17 protein-coding genes and 1 pseudogene are annotated in these 17043 nt (G+C 70.5%); 9 read left to right on the top strand and 9 right to left on the bottom strand.

The annotated features are described in order from the left end of the window. Nucleotides 1–32: 32 nt before the first annotated feature. Nucleotides 33–506, top strand: coding sequence for a DUF4262 domain-containing protein (locus D5S19_RS20685; protein WP_120025011.1), 474 nt, complete (start codon nt 33–35; stop codon nt 504–506). A gap of 403 nt (nt 507–909) precedes the next feature. Here D5S19_RS20685 and D5S19_RS20680 read toward each other — a convergent pair whose 3' ends face one another. The 3 genes from D5S19_RS20680 to D5S19_RS20670 form a co-directional block, all read right to left on the bottom strand. Further along, complete coding sequence (locus tag D5S19_RS20680; RefSeq protein ID WP_120025010.1) at nt 910–1608, bottom strand: GntR family transcriptional regulator; 699 nt, start codon at nt 1606–1608, stop codon at nt 910–912. A 3-nt stretch (nt 1609–1611) separates the two neighbouring features. Beyond that, nucleotides 1612–2346, bottom strand: a complete 735-nt coding sequence (locus D5S19_RS20675) for a maleate cis-trans isomerase family protein (protein WP_120025009.1) — start codon at nt 2344–2346, stop codon at nt 1612–1614. 91 nt (nt 2347–2437) lie between these two features. Beyond that, nucleotides 2438–3178 carry a maleate cis-trans isomerase family protein gene (locus D5S19_RS20670; RefSeq protein WP_120025008.1) on the bottom strand — a complete coding sequence of 247 codons (741 nt, stop codon included), beginning with the start codon at nt 3176–3178 and terminating at the stop codon, nt 2438–2440. Between the two features lie 163 nt (nt 3179–3341). Between D5S19_RS20670 and D5S19_RS20665 the strand changes: the two genes are divergently transcribed. The 3 genes from D5S19_RS20665 to D5S19_RS20655 all read left to right on the top strand — a co-directional run bounded on the left by D5S19_RS20665 (nt 3342) and on the right by D5S19_RS20655 (nt 6252). Continuing rightward, on the top strand, nt 3342–4274 hold the full coding sequence (locus D5S19_RS20665) for a D-2-hydroxyacid dehydrogenase (RefSeq protein ID WP_407641771.1): 933 nt from the start codon (nt 3342–3344) through the stop codon (nt 4272–4274). Then, a complete protein-coding gene (locus D5S19_RS20660; protein WP_120025006.1) occupies nt 4271–5653 on the top strand; it encodes an amidase in 1383 nt (460 codons plus the stop codon). The genes D5S19_RS20665 and D5S19_RS20660 overlap by 4 nt, the downstream gene beginning before the upstream one ends. A 119-nt stretch (nt 5654–5772) precedes the next feature. Beyond that, nucleotides 5773–6252, top strand: a complete 480-nt coding sequence (locus tag D5S19_RS20655; protein WP_120025005.1) for a MaoC family dehydratase — start codon at nt 5773–5775, stop codon at nt 6250–6252. A 154-nt stretch (nt 6253–6406) separates the two neighbouring features. Here the strand turns inward: D5S19_RS20655 and D5S19_RS20650 are convergent, their stop codons facing one another. Then, entirely contained in the window at nt 6407–7777 is a 1371-nt protein-coding gene (locus D5S19_RS20650; RefSeq protein ID WP_120025004.1) for a WS/DGAT/MGAT family O-acyltransferase, read from the bottom strand. 180 nt (nt 7778–7957) lie between these two features. On the opposite strand from D5S19_RS20650, the gene D5S19_RS20645 reads away from it, so the two are divergent. After that, a complete protein-coding gene (locus tag D5S19_RS20645) occupies nt 7958–9604 on the top strand; it encodes a thiamine pyrophosphate-binding protein (protein ID WP_120025094.1) in 1647 nt (548 codons plus the stop codon). Nucleotides 9605–9723: 119 nt separating this feature from the next. Next, nucleotides 9724–10524 carry a methyltransferase domain-containing protein gene (locus tag D5S19_RS20640; RefSeq protein ID WP_120025003.1) on the top strand — a complete coding sequence of 267 codons (801 nt, stop codon included), beginning with the start codon at nt 9724–9726 and terminating at the stop codon, nt 10522–10524. Between the two features lie 89 nt (nt 10525–10613). On the opposite strand, the gene D5S19_RS32065 is transcribed toward D5S19_RS20640, so the two are convergent. The 4 genes and pseudogenes from D5S19_RS32065 to D5S19_RS20620 form a co-directional block, all read right to left on the bottom strand. After that, the gene (locus D5S19_RS32065; RefSeq protein ID WP_158605579.1) at nt 10614–10808 is read right to left on the bottom strand and encodes a hypothetical protein; all 195 of its coding nucleotides are present in this window, start codon (nt 10806–10808) and stop codon (nt 10614–10616) included. A 67-nt stretch (nt 10809–10875) separates the two neighbouring features. After that, nucleotides 10876–11169: pseudogene (locus D5S19_RS33255) on the bottom strand (GNAT family N-acetyltransferase); the annotation flags it as partial. Between the two features lie 80 nt (nt 11170–11249). Next, complete coding sequence (locus D5S19_RS20625) at nt 11250–12794, bottom strand: PH domain-containing protein (RefSeq protein WP_407641770.1); 1545 nt, start codon at nt 12792–12794, stop codon at nt 11250–11252. After that, a complete protein-coding gene (locus D5S19_RS20620) occupies nt 12791–13303 on the bottom strand; it encodes a PH domain-containing protein (protein ID WP_120025092.1) in 513 nt (170 codons plus the stop codon). Before D5S19_RS20620 ends, D5S19_RS20625 begins: the two co-directional genes overlap by 4 nt. A 179-nt stretch (nt 13304–13482) precedes the next feature. On the opposite strand from D5S19_RS20620, the gene D5S19_RS20615 reads away from it, so the two are divergent. Together D5S19_RS20615 and D5S19_RS20610 are read left to right on the top strand one after the other, a co-directional pair. Beyond that, nucleotides 13483–14391, top strand: a complete 909-nt coding sequence (locus D5S19_RS20615; protein WP_120025001.1) for a proteasome assembly chaperone family protein — start codon at nt 13483–13485, stop codon at nt 14389–14391. 256 nt (nt 14392–14647) lie between these two features. Beyond that, nucleotides 14648–15505, top strand: a complete 858-nt coding sequence (locus D5S19_RS20610) for a class I SAM-dependent methyltransferase (protein WP_120025000.1) — start codon at nt 14648–14650, stop codon at nt 15503–15505. Here the strand turns inward: D5S19_RS20610 and D5S19_RS20605 are convergent, their stop codons facing one another. Further along, entirely contained in the window at nt 15506–16495 is a 990-nt protein-coding gene (locus D5S19_RS20605; RefSeq protein WP_120024999.1) for an MCE family protein, read from the bottom strand. A 224-nt stretch (nt 16496–16719) separates the two neighbouring features. On the opposite strand from D5S19_RS20605, the gene D5S19_RS20600 reads away from it, so the two are divergent. Beyond that, nucleotides 16720–16917, top strand: a complete 198-nt coding sequence (locus D5S19_RS20600; RefSeq protein WP_120024998.1) for a hypothetical protein — start codon at nt 16720–16722, stop codon at nt 16915–16917. Nucleotides 16918–17043 lie beyond the last annotated feature (126 nt).

Here is a 17043-nt window from a genome sequence, read left to right as displayed (position 1 = left end):
CCCACCGAGGGTCCCGGGGGAGGAGAAGACCGATGTGCCGGATGTGCGAGGAACCGGAGAGAACCGCCGGGCAGCAGTACCTGAGCGAGGTGCTGGAACGGGTCCGGGAATACGGCTGGTGCGTCCAAGGGGTGCTCGGCACCGGAAACCGCCCGCCCTGGGCGTACACCCTCGGCCTGCTCGGGCACGGCCTGCCCGAGCTGGTCGTCACCGGGCTGGCGCCGCATCCGGCCGCCGCCCTGCTGACCGAAGCCGCCGAACGAGCCTTGACCGGCGGTCCGCCCGAACCAGGCGAACGCCTTGCCCTGCGCGGTCATCCGGCGCTGGAAGCCGTGGCCCTTGCCGCCCCGGCTGCCCACCTGCACTTCGCGGTGGCCTTGTACGGCCCGGAAATCCACGCGATCCAGCTGGTGTACGCGGACTCCGCGGGAGTGTTCCCGTGGTCCCCGGACTACCGCGCGGGCCAGGGCGGTCAGCCGGTGCTGGGGGAGCGTCACCATGGCTGACCGGCAGCGTTTTCCTTGGTGGGCAAGGGACCGGCGTGCACCTTGGCGGCCGCGCGCATCGCTTCCGGGGTGGTCTCCAGTAGCGTTTCTCGCACGCTTGGCCGCACGCTTGGCCGCACGCCTGGCCGCACGCTTGGCCGCACGCTTGGCCGCACGGTGCGGGTGTTCGCCCGCGATCCGGCCCGCGTGGCCGCCGCCCCCGGCCACCGCCGGTCACCCGCATCCGGCACCTGCGACGTCCGCGCCCGCAATCACCGTCCGCCGGGCATCCGTGCGGCACCCGGCCGTGCGGCACGCTGCGCCGTCCACAATGCGGCACCTTGCCGCGCTCGCCGCTTCACCCGGTCCGTCACCGAGCCGTGCCGGTCTGCGGCCGTCGCGAAGCATCCGGAACCCCGGCGGCTCAGGCCTTCGCCGGTGGCCCGCCGTTGTGCAGGCTGGTTCCGGGGACGAGGCGGCTGATCGCGTCCTCCATATGCGCATCCAGCAGCCCCAGCGCGGTGACCTCGTCGCCCGCGCGCAGGGCCTCGATGATCCGCGTGTGCTCGTCCACCCGCTCTTCCACGCGCTGGTAGGTGCTCTGCAGCAAGGTCAGGCACATGCGGGTCTCGATCAGCAGCGTGCGAGCCATCCGGATCAGGCGCTTGCTGCCGGAGGCCTCGATCAGCGCCTCGTGGAAGCGAAGGTCCGCAGTGGACAGTGCGGAGGGATCGTCGTCGCCCGCGGCGGCGGCCATCTCGGCCACCGCCTGTTCAAGCGCGGTCGCCACCTCCTCGCGGTCGCCGCCGCGCAGCACGCGCAGCAGCGCGGTGCGTTCCACCGCCGTCCGGGCGAGATAGATGTCGTACACGTCAGTCGGTTCGAGGTCGATCACGAACAGGCCCCGGTGCCGCTCGCTGCGCAGCAGCCCCTCCGACACGAGGTGCTGCATCGCCTCCCGAAGCGGGCCACGGGAAACCTGGAACCGGGCGGCGAGATCGGTTTCACCGAGCTGGGTGCCCGGCGACAGGACACCGTTCATGATCGCTTCGCGCAGCTGGCGCGCGATCACGGTGGCGGTCGATTCCCGGTTCACCGGTTCGATACCGGGCAGGGCGGCCATGGCTCAGCCCCTCACCCGGAACAGCGTGCCCAGCGAACGGACGAGCCGGGTCGAGCCGGTCAGCCGCAGGCCCTCCCAGATGGTCACCTGGTTCGCGGTGAGCACCGGTTTGCCCAGCTTCTGCTCGATCTCGGTGATCTCGCCGAGCGTGCGCATCGCGGTGTCGGGCACGAGCACCGCCTCCGCGTCCGGGTGATCGTGGCGCACCGCGAGGTCCACCACGGCCTCCGGGGACAGCGTGCCGACCTCGGCCGCGGTGTCGATGTCCGCGCTCGACACGGACAGCACCTCGACGCCGCCCGCGGCGAGGAAGTCCACGAACAGCCGGGCCACGTCACCCGGGTAGCTGGCGGCGACCGCGACCCGCCGCACCCCGATCGCCCGCGCCGCGTGCACAAAGGCGAAAGAGGTGCTCGAAGCAGGGACGCCCGCGGCCGCAGCCAGCTGGTCGGCCTGGTCGCGGGCGCCGTCCCAGCCGTACACGAAGCTGCCGGAGGTGCACGCCCAGATCACCGCGTCCGGTGCGTGCTTGGCGAGCAGTCCGGCGCCCTCGGCGAGCCGGGCCTCGCTGCCGAGGTCCAGCAGCTGGGGTACCGCGTGCAGATCGGTGCCGTAGATGTGCGCGACCGGCAGCCGGATGTCGCCCTCCGCGACGTCCGTCCCGCCGAGCAGCTGCTCCGCGAGCGGGTAGTCGTCCTCGGCCGCGTGGTCGGGGTAGATGAAGCCGATCGTGGTCACGAAACCTCCGGAGTACGCAAATTGTCGACAATCTTACCGGTGCCGGTGCTGCTCGTCCGTGCCGGTCCGCGTGGATGGCTCAGCGGGTGGTTCAGGAGACCTCCCGCAGCCAGCCGCCCGGTCCGACGATCGGCAGCCGCATCCGGCGCAGGCAGGCCCACATGGTCAGCTGATTCGCGGTCAGCACGGGCTTGCCGAGTGCCTTCTCCAGCGGCTCGATCAGATCGAACGTGGGGAGGTTGGTACAGCTGACGAAAATGGCCTCGGCCGCACTGTGGTCGGCGGCCAGGATCCGCTCGGCGATGGTCCGGTAGCCGACCTTCCAGATCCCGCCACCGAGGCCGAGGTGGTCGCTGGCGACCGTGCGCACGCCGAGTTCGGTGAGGAAATCGTGGAGTTTGCCGGTCAGATCGGCGTCGTAGGGGGTGAGTACGGAAACCCGGTGCAGGTCCAGTCGCTGCAGGACCTCGGCGAGCGCGCCGGAGGTGGTCACCGCGTCGGGCGCGCCGGCGTCGCAGATGGCTTTGGTGAGGGAGCGTTCGTGATCGACGCCGTTCACGAAGCTGCCGGAGGTGCACAGGTAGGCGACCACTTCGGGCTCCACGTGCAGGATGTCGCGCGTGGCGGCGGCCAGGTGCCTGCGGTCGCTGACCAGCTGCGCCATTTCCATGCTGACCGGGACCGGTTCGTACGGGGTGCGGGCGAGATGCAGCGACACCTCCATGGGTACCCAGCGCCAGAGTTCGCGCTCGAGCGCCAGATCGAAAGGAGCGATCACCCCGATGCCACGCTGGGCCAACGGGCCTTCGAACGCGAGGAAGTCCAGATCCACGGCTCAGCCTCCGGAATACGCCGGTGCAGATGACACGTCCGGTGCTCCGGGGGTCGTTCCTCGGATTGTTGACAATCATACGAGCCACTTCTACGGTGTCAATGTGCTCGCCTCGGAAATCCCCGTGCTGACGGTGCTCTGCGGGGCAGACTCACCACCGGATATGGCTGCAGTCGAATCGGACGCCGTGGTTCGTTACACCGATGCGCGCGGGCTGCCGGACGCGCTGCGCGGTGCCGACGCGTTGTTCGTCTACGACTTCCTCTCCACCGCGGTGCCCGGTGCCTGGCCCGCGGCGGACCGGTTACGGTGGCTGCACATCGCCGCCGCCGGGGTGGATCCCGTGCTGTTCCCGGAGTTGCAGGAAAGCGACGTGGTGCTCACGAACTCGCGCGGGGTGTTCGACGACGCCATCGCCGAGTACGTGCTGGGCGTGGTGCTGGCCTTCGCGAAGGACTTCGCGCGGTCGCTCGATCTGCAGCGCGCCACGACCTGGCGGCATCGGGAGAGTGAGCGGATCGCCGGGCGTCAGGTGCTCGTGGTCGGTACCGGGCCGATCGGGCGGGCCATCGCGCGGCTGCTGCGCGCGGCCGGAATGCAGGTGTCGGGCTCCGGGCGGCGGGCGCGCACCGGTGACCCCGACTTCGGTGTGGTGCGCGATTCCGGCGAGTTGCCGCAGTACCTCGGCGAATTCGATTACGTGGTCGCGGTCGCGCCGCTCACCGCGCAGACCAAGGGCATGTTCGGCGCGGAGGCGTTCGCCGCGATGAAGCCGTCCGCGCGGTTCGTCAACGTCGGGCGTGGTGAGCTGGTGGTCACCGCCGAGCTGGTCGCGGCGCTGCGCGCCGGTGAGATCGCGGGTGCCGCGCTGGACGTGTTCGAGACCGAGCCGCTGCCCCCGGACAGTCCGCTGTGGACGATGCCGGGCGTACTGGTCTCCCCGCATATGTCGGGGGACTTCAGCGGTTGGCGGCGCACCCTGGTAGAGGTGTTCACGGCGAACTTCCGGCGCTGGCGTGCCGGCGAGCCGCTGCACAACGTCGTGGACAAACGGCTCGGGTACGTGCCATCCCAACCACAGGGAGCCGCCGGATGAGCGACCGGGAACTGACCGCCAGCGAACTCGTGGCCGCGTACGCGACAGCGGAGCTGTCGCCGGTAGAGGCGACCGAGAACGCGTTGCGGGCCATTGAAGAACGGAATGGCGAGCTGCACGCGTACTGCCTGGTCGACGCGGATCGCGCGCTGGAGCAGGCGAAGGCGGCGGAGATTCGCTGGCGGGACGGTAACCCGATCGGCTGGCTCGACGGCGTGCCCGCGTCAATCAAGGACATGTTCCTCACCCAGGGCTGGCCCACGCTGCGCGGGTCGACGAGCATTCCGCGCGAGCAGCCCTGGGACGTGGACAGTCCGGTGATGGCGCGGATGCGCGAGGCCGGCCTCGTCGTGCTGGGCAAGACGACCACGCCGGAGATCGCCTGGAAGGGCGTCACCGACAGCGCGCTCACCGGGATCACGCGCAATCCGGCCGACCCAAGCAAGACCGCGGGTGGCTCGAGCGGGGGCAGCGCGGCGGCCGTCGCGGCGGGAATGGGTGAATTGTCGGTGGGCACCGACGGTGGTGGCTCGGTGCGCATCCCCGCTTCGTTCTGCGGGATCGTCGGGATGAAGCCGACGCACGGCCGGATTCCGCTGTACCCGGCGAGTCCGTTCGGCCCTCTCTCGCACGCTGGCCCGATGGCCCGCAGTGTCGACGACACCGCGCTGCTGCTCGACGTCCTTGCCACGCCCGACCACCGCGATCCGGCCGGGCTGGCTCCACCGGTGAGCACCTATCGCGAAGCCGTCCGACGCGACGTGCGTGGCCTGAACGTGGCGTACTCGCCCACTCTCGGCTACGTCACCGTGGATCCGGAAGTGGCCGCGATCGTTGCCGCCGCCGTACGTGCGCTCGACGACGCCGGTCTGCAGATCGAGGAAACCGACCCGGGTTTCGCGGATCCGAAGCCCGCCTTCGACGTGCTGTGGTCCACCGGTGCGGCCAAGCTGCTCGACTCGTTCCCGGACGGCAGCGCCGGCCGCGTCGACCCCGGTCTGCGGCGCGTGTGGGAAAAGGGCCACACCTTCTCCGCGGGCGACTACCTGGACGCCACAGCGGAACGCGCCGCGCTCGGCATCCTGATGGGCGAGTTCCATACCCGCTACGACGTGCTGCTCACCCCGACCATTCCGATCCCGCCCTTCGAAGCAGGCCACGATGTTCCACCCGGCAGCGGCCTGACCGAGTGGCCGGAGTGGACGCCGTTCACCTACCCGTTCAACATGACCCAGCAACCGGCGATCAGCGTGCCCGCCGGGCGCACGTCCGCGGGACTGCCGGTCGGGCTGCAGATCGTCGGCCCGCGTCACTCGGACGATCTGGTGCTGGCTGTGGCGAAGCTGCTGGAGGAGGTTCGCCCCTGGATCCCCCACTGACCCAGCTGGGATCCCGTCTCGCCGCGGCTGAGTTGTTCTGCGCGCTGGGCGCCTGTGCCGGTGGGATGATTTGTGCCGAGTCCCGGAAGGTCGCCCGTCGGTGTGGCAGGGTGGCGGGCATGACGGAGTTCGCTACGCCGATCGGGGACCGCTGGTACGAGGACTATCCGCTCGGGGCGGTGTACGAGTTCGGGGATGCCACCGTCACCGAGGAGGAGATCGTCGAGTTCGCCCGGCAGTTCGATCCGCAGAGCTTCCACGTCGATCCGATTGCGGCGAAGTCCGGGCCGTTCGGCGGGCTGGTGGCCAGTGGCTGGCACACCTGCGGGCTGATGATGCGGATGTTCGCCGGGCACTACCTGTCCACGGTGGCCAGCCTCGGCAGTCCGGGCATCGACGAACTGCGCTGGCCGCGACCGGTGCGGCCGGGTGATCGCCTGCGTATGCGAGCTACCGTCACCGAGACGCGGCTGTCGAAGTCCAAGCCGGATCGCGGCCTCGTGCGCACCCACCTGGAACTGTTCAACGGCGAGGATGACCTGGTGTTCAGTGCCACCGCGGTGAACTTCCTCGCGGTGCGGCCCGCGGTCCGGGAATAGTCTACAAAGGACATTCCCGCCCGCGGGTGACGGCCGGGGTGGCACCTGCGGGCGACCGGGCGGCATAGCGGCCGGGGCAACGGGTTGCGACGGCTTGTTGACGGATACCGGAGCGCCGGGGACAGCCGCGACGGGGCCAGCTGAGCGGCCGGGCTCAGCGCAGCCCCGTGGCCCCTTCCAATTCGGCCAGCGCCGTGTCCAGGTGGGTCAGGATCCGCTGCAGGTGGGGGACGCTGCGGCGGCAGCCGGTGATGCCGAAGTCCAGGTTGTCGCCGTTGCTGGTCAGGGTGATGTTGAGGGCCTGGCCGTCGAGCAGGACCGAGGCCGGGTAGATGCCGTCCAGCGCGGCGCCGTTCCAGTACATCTGGGTGCGCGGGCCGGGGACGTTGGAGATCACCAGATTGAACGGCGGACGCGTGTTCGACACGACACCGGGGATCGGGGAGACGCCCAGCGCGGCCACGTTGATCCCGGACAGCAGCAGGGTCTGCAGCGGCGACAGTTGCGAGAACAGCTTCTTCCCGTTGGACATCGACGCGGAGATCCCGGCCAGCCGGTCGGCGGGGTCGGGCAGGTCGGTGGCCAGGTTGCAGAGCAGAGCGCCGAGGTTGTTGCCGGTCGCCTCCTGGGCGTCGCGGCGGCGCAGCGAAACCGGCACCATCGCGACCAGCGGGGCATCCGGCAGCGCGCTCTGCTCGATGAGGTAGTCGCGCAGCGCGCCGGCGCACATCGCGAGGACGACGTCGTTGCGGGAGGTGCCGGCGGCGGTGGCGATCGCCCGCACGCGTTCGAGCGGCCAGGACTGTGCGGCGAACCGGCGCGCGCCGCCGATCGGTACGTTCAACATGGTGCGGGGGGCCTGCATCGGCAGCGTCAGGCGGTGCTCGCGGAACGCCTCGCGCGCCACCTTCGCCGCGGCCGGAGCGATTCCGGTGAGCTGCCCGAAAGTCTTTCCCGCCGCGTCGAAAAGGGAACTCGGGGCACGGTTGCTGCGGCTCCGGCCGGTTTCGCCGCGGCTGCCCCATGGCGGCGGGCAGTCCAGGTCCGCCGGGTCGTCCGACAGGGTGCCCTGCATGTGCCGCACCGCGGAGATGCCGTCCATCAACGAGTGGTGGATCTTCGAGTACATCGCGAACCGGCCGTCGCGAAGACCCTCGATCAGGTGGAATTCCCACAGCGGACGGTGCCGGTCCAGGAGGGTGCTGTGCCAGCGCGAGGCCAGCTCCAGCAGCTCGCGGATCCGGCCCGGCTGCGGCAGCGCGGAATGACGGAAATGGTAGTCCAGCTCCAAATCGGTCTCGGTGGACCAGTGCAGATTGCCCACCGTGTTCACCGGACGGCTCGGCCGCCGCCGGAACACACTGCGCATGTTGTCCGATTCCAGCAGCGAACGGCGCAGTTCGCGCAGATAGTCCTCGCCCGCGCCGTCCGGTTTGCGGAACAGCTGCAACCCGCCCACGTGCATCGGATGCTCGCGGGTTTCGACCATCAGGAACATCGAATCGGTCACGGGCATCATCGGCATTTCCGGTCACCCTTTCGCGCGGGACGGGACTCCGCGCCCCGGCCCGAGTCTACGCACCCCCGAATCCCGCCGGGCGCCGAGATTCCGCCGCGCGCCGGAAAAACTCCGCCTGACCAGCACGCACCCGGTGCGTGGTGACGTGACGGAGAGCGCGCGCCGGTGCCGGATACCATCGCTGGCGTGGCAGGACGGACTGGAGCTCAGCAGCTTGTGGACGCGCTCACGGCTCTCGGGACCGAGGTGGTGTTCGGCCTGCCGGGAGTGCACAACCTGCCGCTGTGGGCGGCCTTGGCGGAGACCGGGATCCGCGTCATCGGCGTGCGCCACGAGCAGACCGCGGGGTTCGCCGCGGACGGTTATGCCCGCCGGACCGGGAAACTCGGCGTCGCGCTGGTGACCACCGGTCCGGGTGCGGCGAACACGCTCGGCGCGGTCGGCGAGGCGATGGCCTCCGCGGCGCCGGTGCTCGTGGTGGCCACGGACATCCCGTCCACGCTGCGCCGGCCCGGGGTGGTCCGCGGGGTGCTGCACGAGACCGCCGACCAGCAGGCGATGTTCGCGCCGGTGACCAAGGCCGGCTTCACCGTGCACCGCGCGGACCAGATCGGCACCACTGTGCACCGAGCGGCGCGGCTCGCCCTGCAGCCGCAGACCGGACCGGTCTATCTCGGCATCCCGATGGACTACCTGCGCGAGGTCACGCCGCCGCGGGAGCCACCGGCGCCGCCCGCCGAACGCGTGCTAGACCTGCCGGATCTGCCTCGCGCCGCGACCTTGCTCTCCACTGCCCGCCGTCCGCTGATCTGGGCGGGCGGCGGGGCACTGCGTGCCGAAGCGGGCGAGGCGATCGGCAAGCTCGCCGAGCGGCTGGCCGCGCCGGTGCTCACCACGTTCGGCGCGCGCGGCCTGCTGCCGCTCGAACATCCTTGCCTGGCCCCGAATCCGGTGCACGCGCCGGAGGTCGGGCAGCTGTGGGACGAGGCGGACGTGGTGCTCGCCATCGGCACCGACTTCGACGGCCTGATGACGCAGAACTGGCTGATGCCCGCGCCGCCGCGGCTGATCGCGGTGAACGTCGATGCCGGGGACGCGGCGAAGAACTACCGCCCGGACGTCACACTCGTCGGCGACGCGCGCCGGGTGGTCGAATCCCTGCATCCGGAACCCCGTCCGGGGCTGGCCGAGCTGACCGCGCGGCTGGCCGGGATCGGCCGCCGGGTGCGACGGCGCATCCGCGACGAGGACCCACACGCCGCGGACTTCCTGTCCACTTTGGAGGAAGTGCTGCCGCCGGACGCCATGCTGGTCACCGACATGTGCGTGGCCGGCTACTGGATCGGCGGGTTCCACCGGGTCCGCGGTCCGCGCCGGCTGGCCTATCCGATGGGCTGGGGCACTCTCGGGTACGGCTTCCCGGCGTCGATCGGCGCCGGCGCGGCGGCCGAGGCGGAGCGGGGCGGGCGTGTCCTGTGCGTGACGGGTGACGGCGGATTCCTTTACGGGGTAGGAGATCTGGCCACGCTGGCGGAGGAGCAGCTGCCGGTCACCGTGGTCGTGGTGGACGACGGCGGCTACGGCATGCTGCGTTACGACCAGGACGCCGAGGGGGTGGCGCGCCGCGGAGTGGATTGGGACAGCCCGGACTTCGTCGGTCTGGCCCGGTCGTTCGGGGTGCACGCGGACCGCGTGTCCGGGTTCGGCCGGGCGTTCCGCAGGCTGCTGGGCGAGTTCGTGGAGTCCGACGAGCCGAACGTGCTGGTGGTGCGTGCGAAGCTGAAGCCGCCGCTGAACGCTTCGCCCCGCTGGTATCGCAAAGAGCGCGGCTGAGCCGGCCATTTGGTCCACTGTGGACGGTAGCTGCCCGGGAGCGGGCGGTTTACGGCCGCGTCCGAGTCCCGTAGGCTTCCACTATCCGAACAGGTCATCTCACAGAGTGGGAGGGCGGCATGTCGCCCAAGGACGTGTACACCCACGGGCACGGTGAAGTCGTCGTGCGCAGTCACGCGGCTCGGACCGCGGCGAGTTCGGCCGCCTACCTCCTGCCGCTGCTCCGGCCGGGGCTGGATCTGCTCGACGTCGGGTGCGGTCCGGGCAGCATCACCGTCGACCTCGCCGAGGCGGTCGCGCCTGGGCGGGTGCGCGGTGTCGAGATCACCGACGCGGCCCTGCCGGAGGCACGGAAGAACGCCGAACATCGCGGGGTGGCCGTGGAATTCGCGGTCGACGACGTCTACCGGCTGTCCGATCCGGACGACAGCTACGACGTCACCCATGCTCACCAGGTGCTCCAGCATCTGTCCGGCCCGGTCGCCGCGCTCCGCGAGATGCGGCGGGTGACCCGTCCGGGCGGCGTGGTGGCGGTTCGCGACGCCGACTACGCCGCGTTCACCTGGTGGCCTGGCGACGAACGGCTGGACACCTGGCTCAAGCTGTATCGCGCGGTGGCACACGGAAACAATGCCGAGCCGGACGCGGGCCGACGGTTGCTGTCCTGGGCGCACGAGGCGGGTTTCACCGAGGTCACGTCGTCGGCTTCGGTCTGGTGCTACGCCACTCCCGAGGAGCGGGCGAGCTGGGGCGGCATGTGGGCGAAACGGATCTACTCCGCCGTCGGCGAGATGGCGGTCCAACGAGGGCTTGCCACCCCGGCCGAGCTGGACGCGATCTCCCAGGCCTGGCAGGACTGGGCGGCGCACCCCGACGGCTGGCTCATGATCCCGCACGGCGAACTGCTCGCCCGCGCCTGACCCCGACGCGGTCGTCCACCCCGGGCTGAGCAAGGCTGTGAAGGGTCCCTTCACGGACTCAGAGTCCGTGAAGGGACCCTTCACAGCCTTTACCTGGGCGCCTTGACCGGCCAGATTCGCAGGACCGTGGAGCCGTGGCTCGGCACGTTCGCCCGCAGGGTGCCGGTGGTCGAGGATGTGGTGCCGGACCACAGATCGCGGGCCCGGAAGTGCTTTCCGGACAGACCGAGTTCCCGCGCGGTCGTGGTGATCGTGGCGGCCGAGCCGCCACGGTTGAGCAACACCGTCGCGACCGATCGCGCGCAGCTGCGGACCCTGCTCTTCGGGCGGTAGCAGACAGAAACCGAGTCGTACGTAGTACGGCCCGTTCCAGGGCACGTCGACGAACGTTGTGAGAGTGAGGCCGGGAAGTCCGCGCGCGGCGGCCCATGCGTCGACGGTTTCGATCAGCTGCCTGCCCAGTCCACGGCCGGAGTGTTCCGGAAGGATCGAAACCTGTTCCAGGTGACCGAATCCGTCCACCTTGGCGGCTACCGCATACCCCACCGGAGAGCCGTACGCCTCGTACACCCAACAGCGGCCGTCGGACTGGTACTCGCCCAGCTCCGCAGGGGAGGGCGGGGCGTCGTCGGCGATCGCGGTCATTCCGATGGCCCGGAACGGTGCACCCGCCGCGCGTTCCAGCTCGGTCAGCAACGGCAGTTCGGCGAAGGTGGCGAGGCGGATCACCCGCGCGTTTCCTCTTCAACTGCGCGGCTATCCGGGACAAGAAACGGCGTAAGCAACCCGGGTTGCACAGCATCCGCGAGGGAAACTCCCTCGGCTTCGCCGACGTCGAGTACGCGGTAGTGCCCGCGCCCGGCGGCGATCGGTGCCAGTACGGTCAGCAGCCCGGCTCTCCGTTGGAAAAGCGACTGTTCCAGGACGATCCCGGTCAGCCCGTCCCGGCGTACGGCGACCGTCGCGCGGGCCAGGGAGCCCGAGCGCGTCACGAGGTATCGGCCGGTGATCGCGTGTCCGAGCGTGCGGTAGCGGTCGAGGCCGATCAGCACGGCGAACGGCAGCAGTACGGGAGCCGCTTGCCACGGCCAGTTCGGCAGCACGCCCAGCTGCGCCAGCCCGAACAGCGTCGCGGCGAGCACCAGCACGCCGGTGACCGCGCGGGTGATCCGCCGGGTCCGGGCACGCTGGGGATGCCGGGTGAGCGGCACGTTCGCGAGGTCTTCGCCGATGACGGCGGCGGCCACTTCGTGGGCGCGGGCGACTGGGGCGGGCGGCAGCAGCAGGCCGCCTCCACGATCGGCCTCGTGCAGCCCGGTGGCCATCGCGACGCATTTGGCGCCGCCGACCATCCGCAGCGGCAATGGTTCCTTCAGCTCCGCGCCCCGCAGCCGGTTCTCCTCGATGGACACCGAACGCGTGGTCACCAGCCCACGGCGGATGTGCAGGGTGCCGCCGGGTTCCCTGGTGAGCCGGAAGTTCCAGAAGGACAGCGCATATCCGCCGACCGACAGCACCGACACGAGTGCCAGCAGGCCCACCGCGGCGACCAGCACGGTGAGCCACACGGGCTGTTCGAGCGCGCGCCGGGTGAGTTCGCGGATCGGGCCGTAGCGGGCCGGGTCGAAGTGCAGTTCGTGCGCGAAGTGGTAGGTGGCGCCGAGGACCGCGCCGACCACGGCGATCCCGGACAGCGTGAAGGGTGCGTACCGCAACCACCGCTTGTCGACAGTGGCGAGGACGGTCTCTGCCGGGCCGGCAGCCGACTCCTCGGTGACCGGTTTGCGGTGCAGCAGCAGGGTTCTCAGTCGCGCGGCTTCGGACCGCGTGACCGCGTCGAGGATCAGTTCGTCCTTGACCGGCCCCTTGCCGTGGGCATGCCGCCCGGTGCCGATTCGTACGGCGGCAAGGGAGAAAAGCCGGTGTTTCGGTTCCGAAACCACGTCCACGGTGCGGATTCGGTCACGTGGCACGGCGCGGTGCTTGCGCAGCACCAGCCCGGTGCGCCATTCCACCTGGGTCTCGGTGATGCGGTAGCGCGAGGTGAGGCAATGCGAAATGCCGACGGCCACGGTCACCCCGGTGGCGACGAGGCCGATCCACTGCCAGTAGCTCCCGTGCCCGAGGAACAGCGCGCCGACGAGCACCGGCAGCGAACGGACCACGTCCAGTACCGGGCGGATCAGCAGCATCCGCCGGTCGAGCCGGTGCCACCGGGCCGGCGCGCTGCCCTCGGCGGCGACCGGCGCGGACGGTGCCCGCGTGGTCACGTCGCGTCCCCCGGCACGGCCTGGGTGGTCCGGGTCAGCTCGTCGGCCAGCGCGACCGCCCGGTCGTGGTCGAGCCCGGAGATCCGCAGCGCCCCGGCGGCGGACGCGGTGGTCACGGTGATCCGGGACAGCCCGAACAGCTGCTCCAGCGGCCCCCGTTCCACATCCACGGTCTGGATCCGCGAAATCGGCGCGATCCGCCATTCCTGCTTGAGCCAGCCGGACTGGGTGTAGACCGCCTCCCCGGTCACCTCCCACCGGTGCACACGGTAGCGCCACAACGGCATCACGAGCAGATGCAGCAGGGCGAACACGCAGCAGAGCACCAGCGTCACCGACAGCCACGACGGCGGGTCGTCCACCATCGACAGGGCCACAGCCTGGCCCGCGATCAGCACCAGCCAGCCTGCCCCCGCAGACGTCGCCCAGTGGCCGATGGCCTTCCGGCTCACCCGATGCCCAGGTGGCCGAAGGCGTAGTCGCAACGCGGGACTTTCCGCTTCGCTCACCTGCACAGAGTGCCTGAATCGGGGTCGTCATGGCCACGACAAGTGTCACGGACCCCTGATCCGGGGGCCGTCCGGCTGCGGCGGGTTACTATTTTCGTCGCGGACGGGATGGAATCGCCGTCGCGGCGCGTTGTACGTCGATACGTCCGCGCACGACAGCGAGCAGCAGGAGGATTCCGGTGGGACTCGATCCCGAGGAACTGTATGAGGTGGACTCGGACGTCCCCGACCTGGACGGAGCCGTGCTGCTGCACTTCTTCGAAGGTTTCATGGACGCCGGCTCGGCCGGGCGGCTGGTCACCGAGCACCTCACCGGCGAGATGACGCACCGGGTGATCGCCCGGTTCGACGTGGACCGCCTGATCGACTACCGCGCGCGCCGCCCGTCGATGACCTACGATCTGGACCACTGGGCCGAATACGAGGCCCCCGAACTGGTCGTCCGCCTGCTGCACGACGGGGACGGCACGCCGTTCCTCCTGCTGACCGGCCCGGAGCCGGACCGGGAGTGGGAGCTGTTCGCCGCCGCCGTCCGCCGCCTCGTCGAGCGCTGGGGAGTGCGGCTGACCGTGGGCTTCCACGGGATCCCGATGGGCACCCCGCACACCCGCCCGCTCGGCGTCACGGCGCACGCGACCCGTGCGGCCCTGCTCGGCGAGCACCAGCCGTTGCCCAACCGGATCCAGGTGCCGGGCAGCATGGCCGCGGTCCTGGAGTACCGCTTCGGCGAATGGGGGCTGGACGCGCTGGGCTTCGCCGCGCACGTGCCGCACTATCTCGCCCAGTCGACCTACCCGGCCGCGGCACTGCACCTGCTGCGGAAGCTCGGCGAGGCGACCGCGCTGGCGCTGCCCGACGGTGAACTGGCGTCGGCCGCCCAGGTGGCCAACGCGGAGATCGACCGGCAGGTCGCCGAATCCGGCGAGGTCGCCGACGTGGTGCAGGCGTTGGAACGTCAGTACGACACGTTCACCGCCGCGTCCGGGCAGAGCCTGCTCGCCGAATCCCAGGAGCACCTGCCCACCGCGGACGAACTGGGCAGCCAGTTCGAGCGGTTCCTCGCCGAACAGGACGGCGGAGAGCGCTGAGTCCTCACTCCGGCGGCCGCCTGCGGTAGGACAGCGCCGCGGACCGCACCGTCTGCCAGGCCCACCAGAGCCGCTTCGTCACGATCGCCACGCTGGACATGGTGCGGACACTACGTTGCCGGGAGGCAGCGTGGTGAAGTGCGTCGGATGACGATCGGGCGCCGGGCTCGCGCCGTACACTGTGGACACTTCGGTTACCCGTGGGTAGAACGGGGGGTCCCGCCCCGTACCGGGGTGGTTCGGCTATCGTCCGTGAATGAGCCAGCAGCGCCAAGATCGTTTCACGGCAAGGAGTCTCGGCCTCGCGGTGCGCCGGAAGGCCGCTCTGGCGCTGCGCCGGGCGGCCACCCGGCTGCACGACCCCTATCCCGGCCGGCTGCACGAGCTGGAGCAGGAACTCCGCCGTACGCGCGCGGAACTGCACACCGAGATCGTCCGGCAGGGCGATCGGGTGTTGGACCGGGTGGTGGAGTTCGAGATCCGCAGCCGCCGCGACATCGTCTACGCGGGTGATCAGGACGCGGCCTTGCAGAGCAACGTGTTCGCCAGGGAGAACCTGATCGGCGCGAAGCATTTCGGCCACCCGAAGGAGACCCTGCAGCACGCGCTGTCGCTCGCGCCGCGTGGCGGGATGGCGCTGGAGTTCGGGGTGGCTTCGGGGAACACACTGCGGACCATCGCGACCGCGCGTGGCGGTATCGAGGTCTACGGCTTCGATTCCTTCGACGGCCTGCCCGAAGCATGGCTCAACGGCATGCCGGCGGGCGCGTTCGCGCGCGACGACCTGCCGGAGGTCCCCGGTGCGGAACTGGTCGTCGGGCTGTTCTCCGACACGCTCGGCGAATTCCTGGACAAGCACCCCGGACCGGTGGATTTCCTGCACGTGGACAGCGATCTCTACAGCTCCGCGAAGACCGTGCTCGACCTCGTCGGCCCGCGCCTGCAGGTCGGCAGCATCGTGCACTTCGACGAGTTCTTCAACTTCCCCGGCTGGCAGCGGCACGAGTACCGGGCCTGGCTGGAGCATGTGGACAAGACCGGGGTGTCCTACGAGTACGAGGCCTACACCTACAACGACAACCAGGTCACCGTCCGGATCACCGGGCTGGGCTGATCACGGCGGAAAGCACCCGGGCCGGTTGACTCCTCCGATGGCGGGCAGCACGAGGCCGCAGAGGTAGCCGTCGACCCAGTGCCCGTTGCCGCTGAGGTTCGTGGCCAGCCGGACGAACGGGGCGAGCGTGCGCACACCCTGCGCGAGCGAGTCCTGGTTGCGGTGCAGCATCGAGGTGAGCTGGTCCAGCTGGGTGAGCGTGGGGGTGAGGTCGCGGTCGTTGTCGCCGACGAGGCCGGACAGCTCGGTGGCCAGCCGGCGCGACCCGTCCAGCAGCGCCGAGATCGCCGACTCGCGGCGTTGCACCTCGGCGAGCAGCTGGTTGCCGTCGGTGAGGAGCCGGGCCACCTCGGCGTCCCGCCCCGCGAGCGTGGCCGAGACGGTGCGGGTGCCCGCGAGCAGCCGTCTGAGCTGCGAGTCCCGAGACGCAAGCGAGTCGGCGAGCCGGGAAAGTCCGGAGAGCGCCTTGCGCACGTCGGCCGGGGTGTGCGCGAGGGTGGTCGCGATTGTCCGGAAGGCAAGGGAAAGCTGATCGGTGTCGATGCGGTCCACCGTCGAGGAGAGCTGGTGGAACGCGGGCAGCACGTCGTAGGGAACGGTCGTTCTGGCGCGCGGGATCGGCACGCCCGGGTCGAGCTGATCGCGCCCGGTGGGGTCGAGCGCGAGGTACTTCTGGCCCAGTAAGGTCTTCAGCCGGATCGACGCCGTGGTGGTGTCGCCGAGCCAGGCGCCGGACACCCGGAACGAAACCCGCGCAGACGCGCCGTCCAGCGCGATCGCGGACACCCGCCCCACCCTTACGCCGGCGATTCGCACGTCGTCGCCGGTCGCCAATCCGGCCGTTTCACTGAATTCGGCGGCGTACCCGGTGCCGTCTCCGATTATCGGAAGACTTCGCCCGTGCAACGCCGCGACGATTCCCAGCAGGAGCACGGTCAGCCCGACGAGCGCCGTGTGCACAGGGTGTCGGGCTGTGTTCACAGCGTGCATGGTGGCCTACCCGCGTGGGTGAGGCCAGTCACACCACTCGAACGGACGCCCAGGCCCGCACGTCCACCGGACGTCCACAAAGGACAACGTTCCGCGTCGCCGCCCGGACCCCGTGGCGGGGCGTGACCGGAGTCATCGGAACATCCGGCGCCGGAACGCCGTTGTAGAGGTAGCACCAGCGTGGGAAAACCTTCCGCGCCGCCGCCGAACGGGGAGGAGCCATCATGCGAGACCAGAGCACCGGACTGCACCCGGCACCGGACCTCGTCACCGACGAAGCCGACACCACCGCGCAGGAAGCCCGCCGCCACAAGGCCGCGCTGGCCGTGGCCGCGCAGGCCACGGACGCCGAGGAATGCGCAATGTTGCTGGACATGCTGGGCCTGCACACGCGCGGCGGGAGCCGCACCGAGGTGGCCTGATTTTCGGGGCCCGACTTTGCGGGCCTGACCTCGGGAACTCGGCCGTCCGGGGTGGGCGGCTGGGTAAGTGGTCGGCCCCTGCCGTCTTGGCCGCGGCGGGGGCTGTTCGAGTTGTGCTTGTGTCGC

It is taken from the genome of Amycolatopsis panacis, from assembly GCF_003600245.1.
GTDB lineage: Bacteria > Actinomycetota > Actinomycetes > Mycobacteriales > Pseudonocardiaceae > Amycolatopsis > Amycolatopsis sulphurea.
The sequence above is the reverse complement of the archived record's forward strand: the minus strand, read 5'-3'. Positions and strand labels throughout refer to the sequence as shown.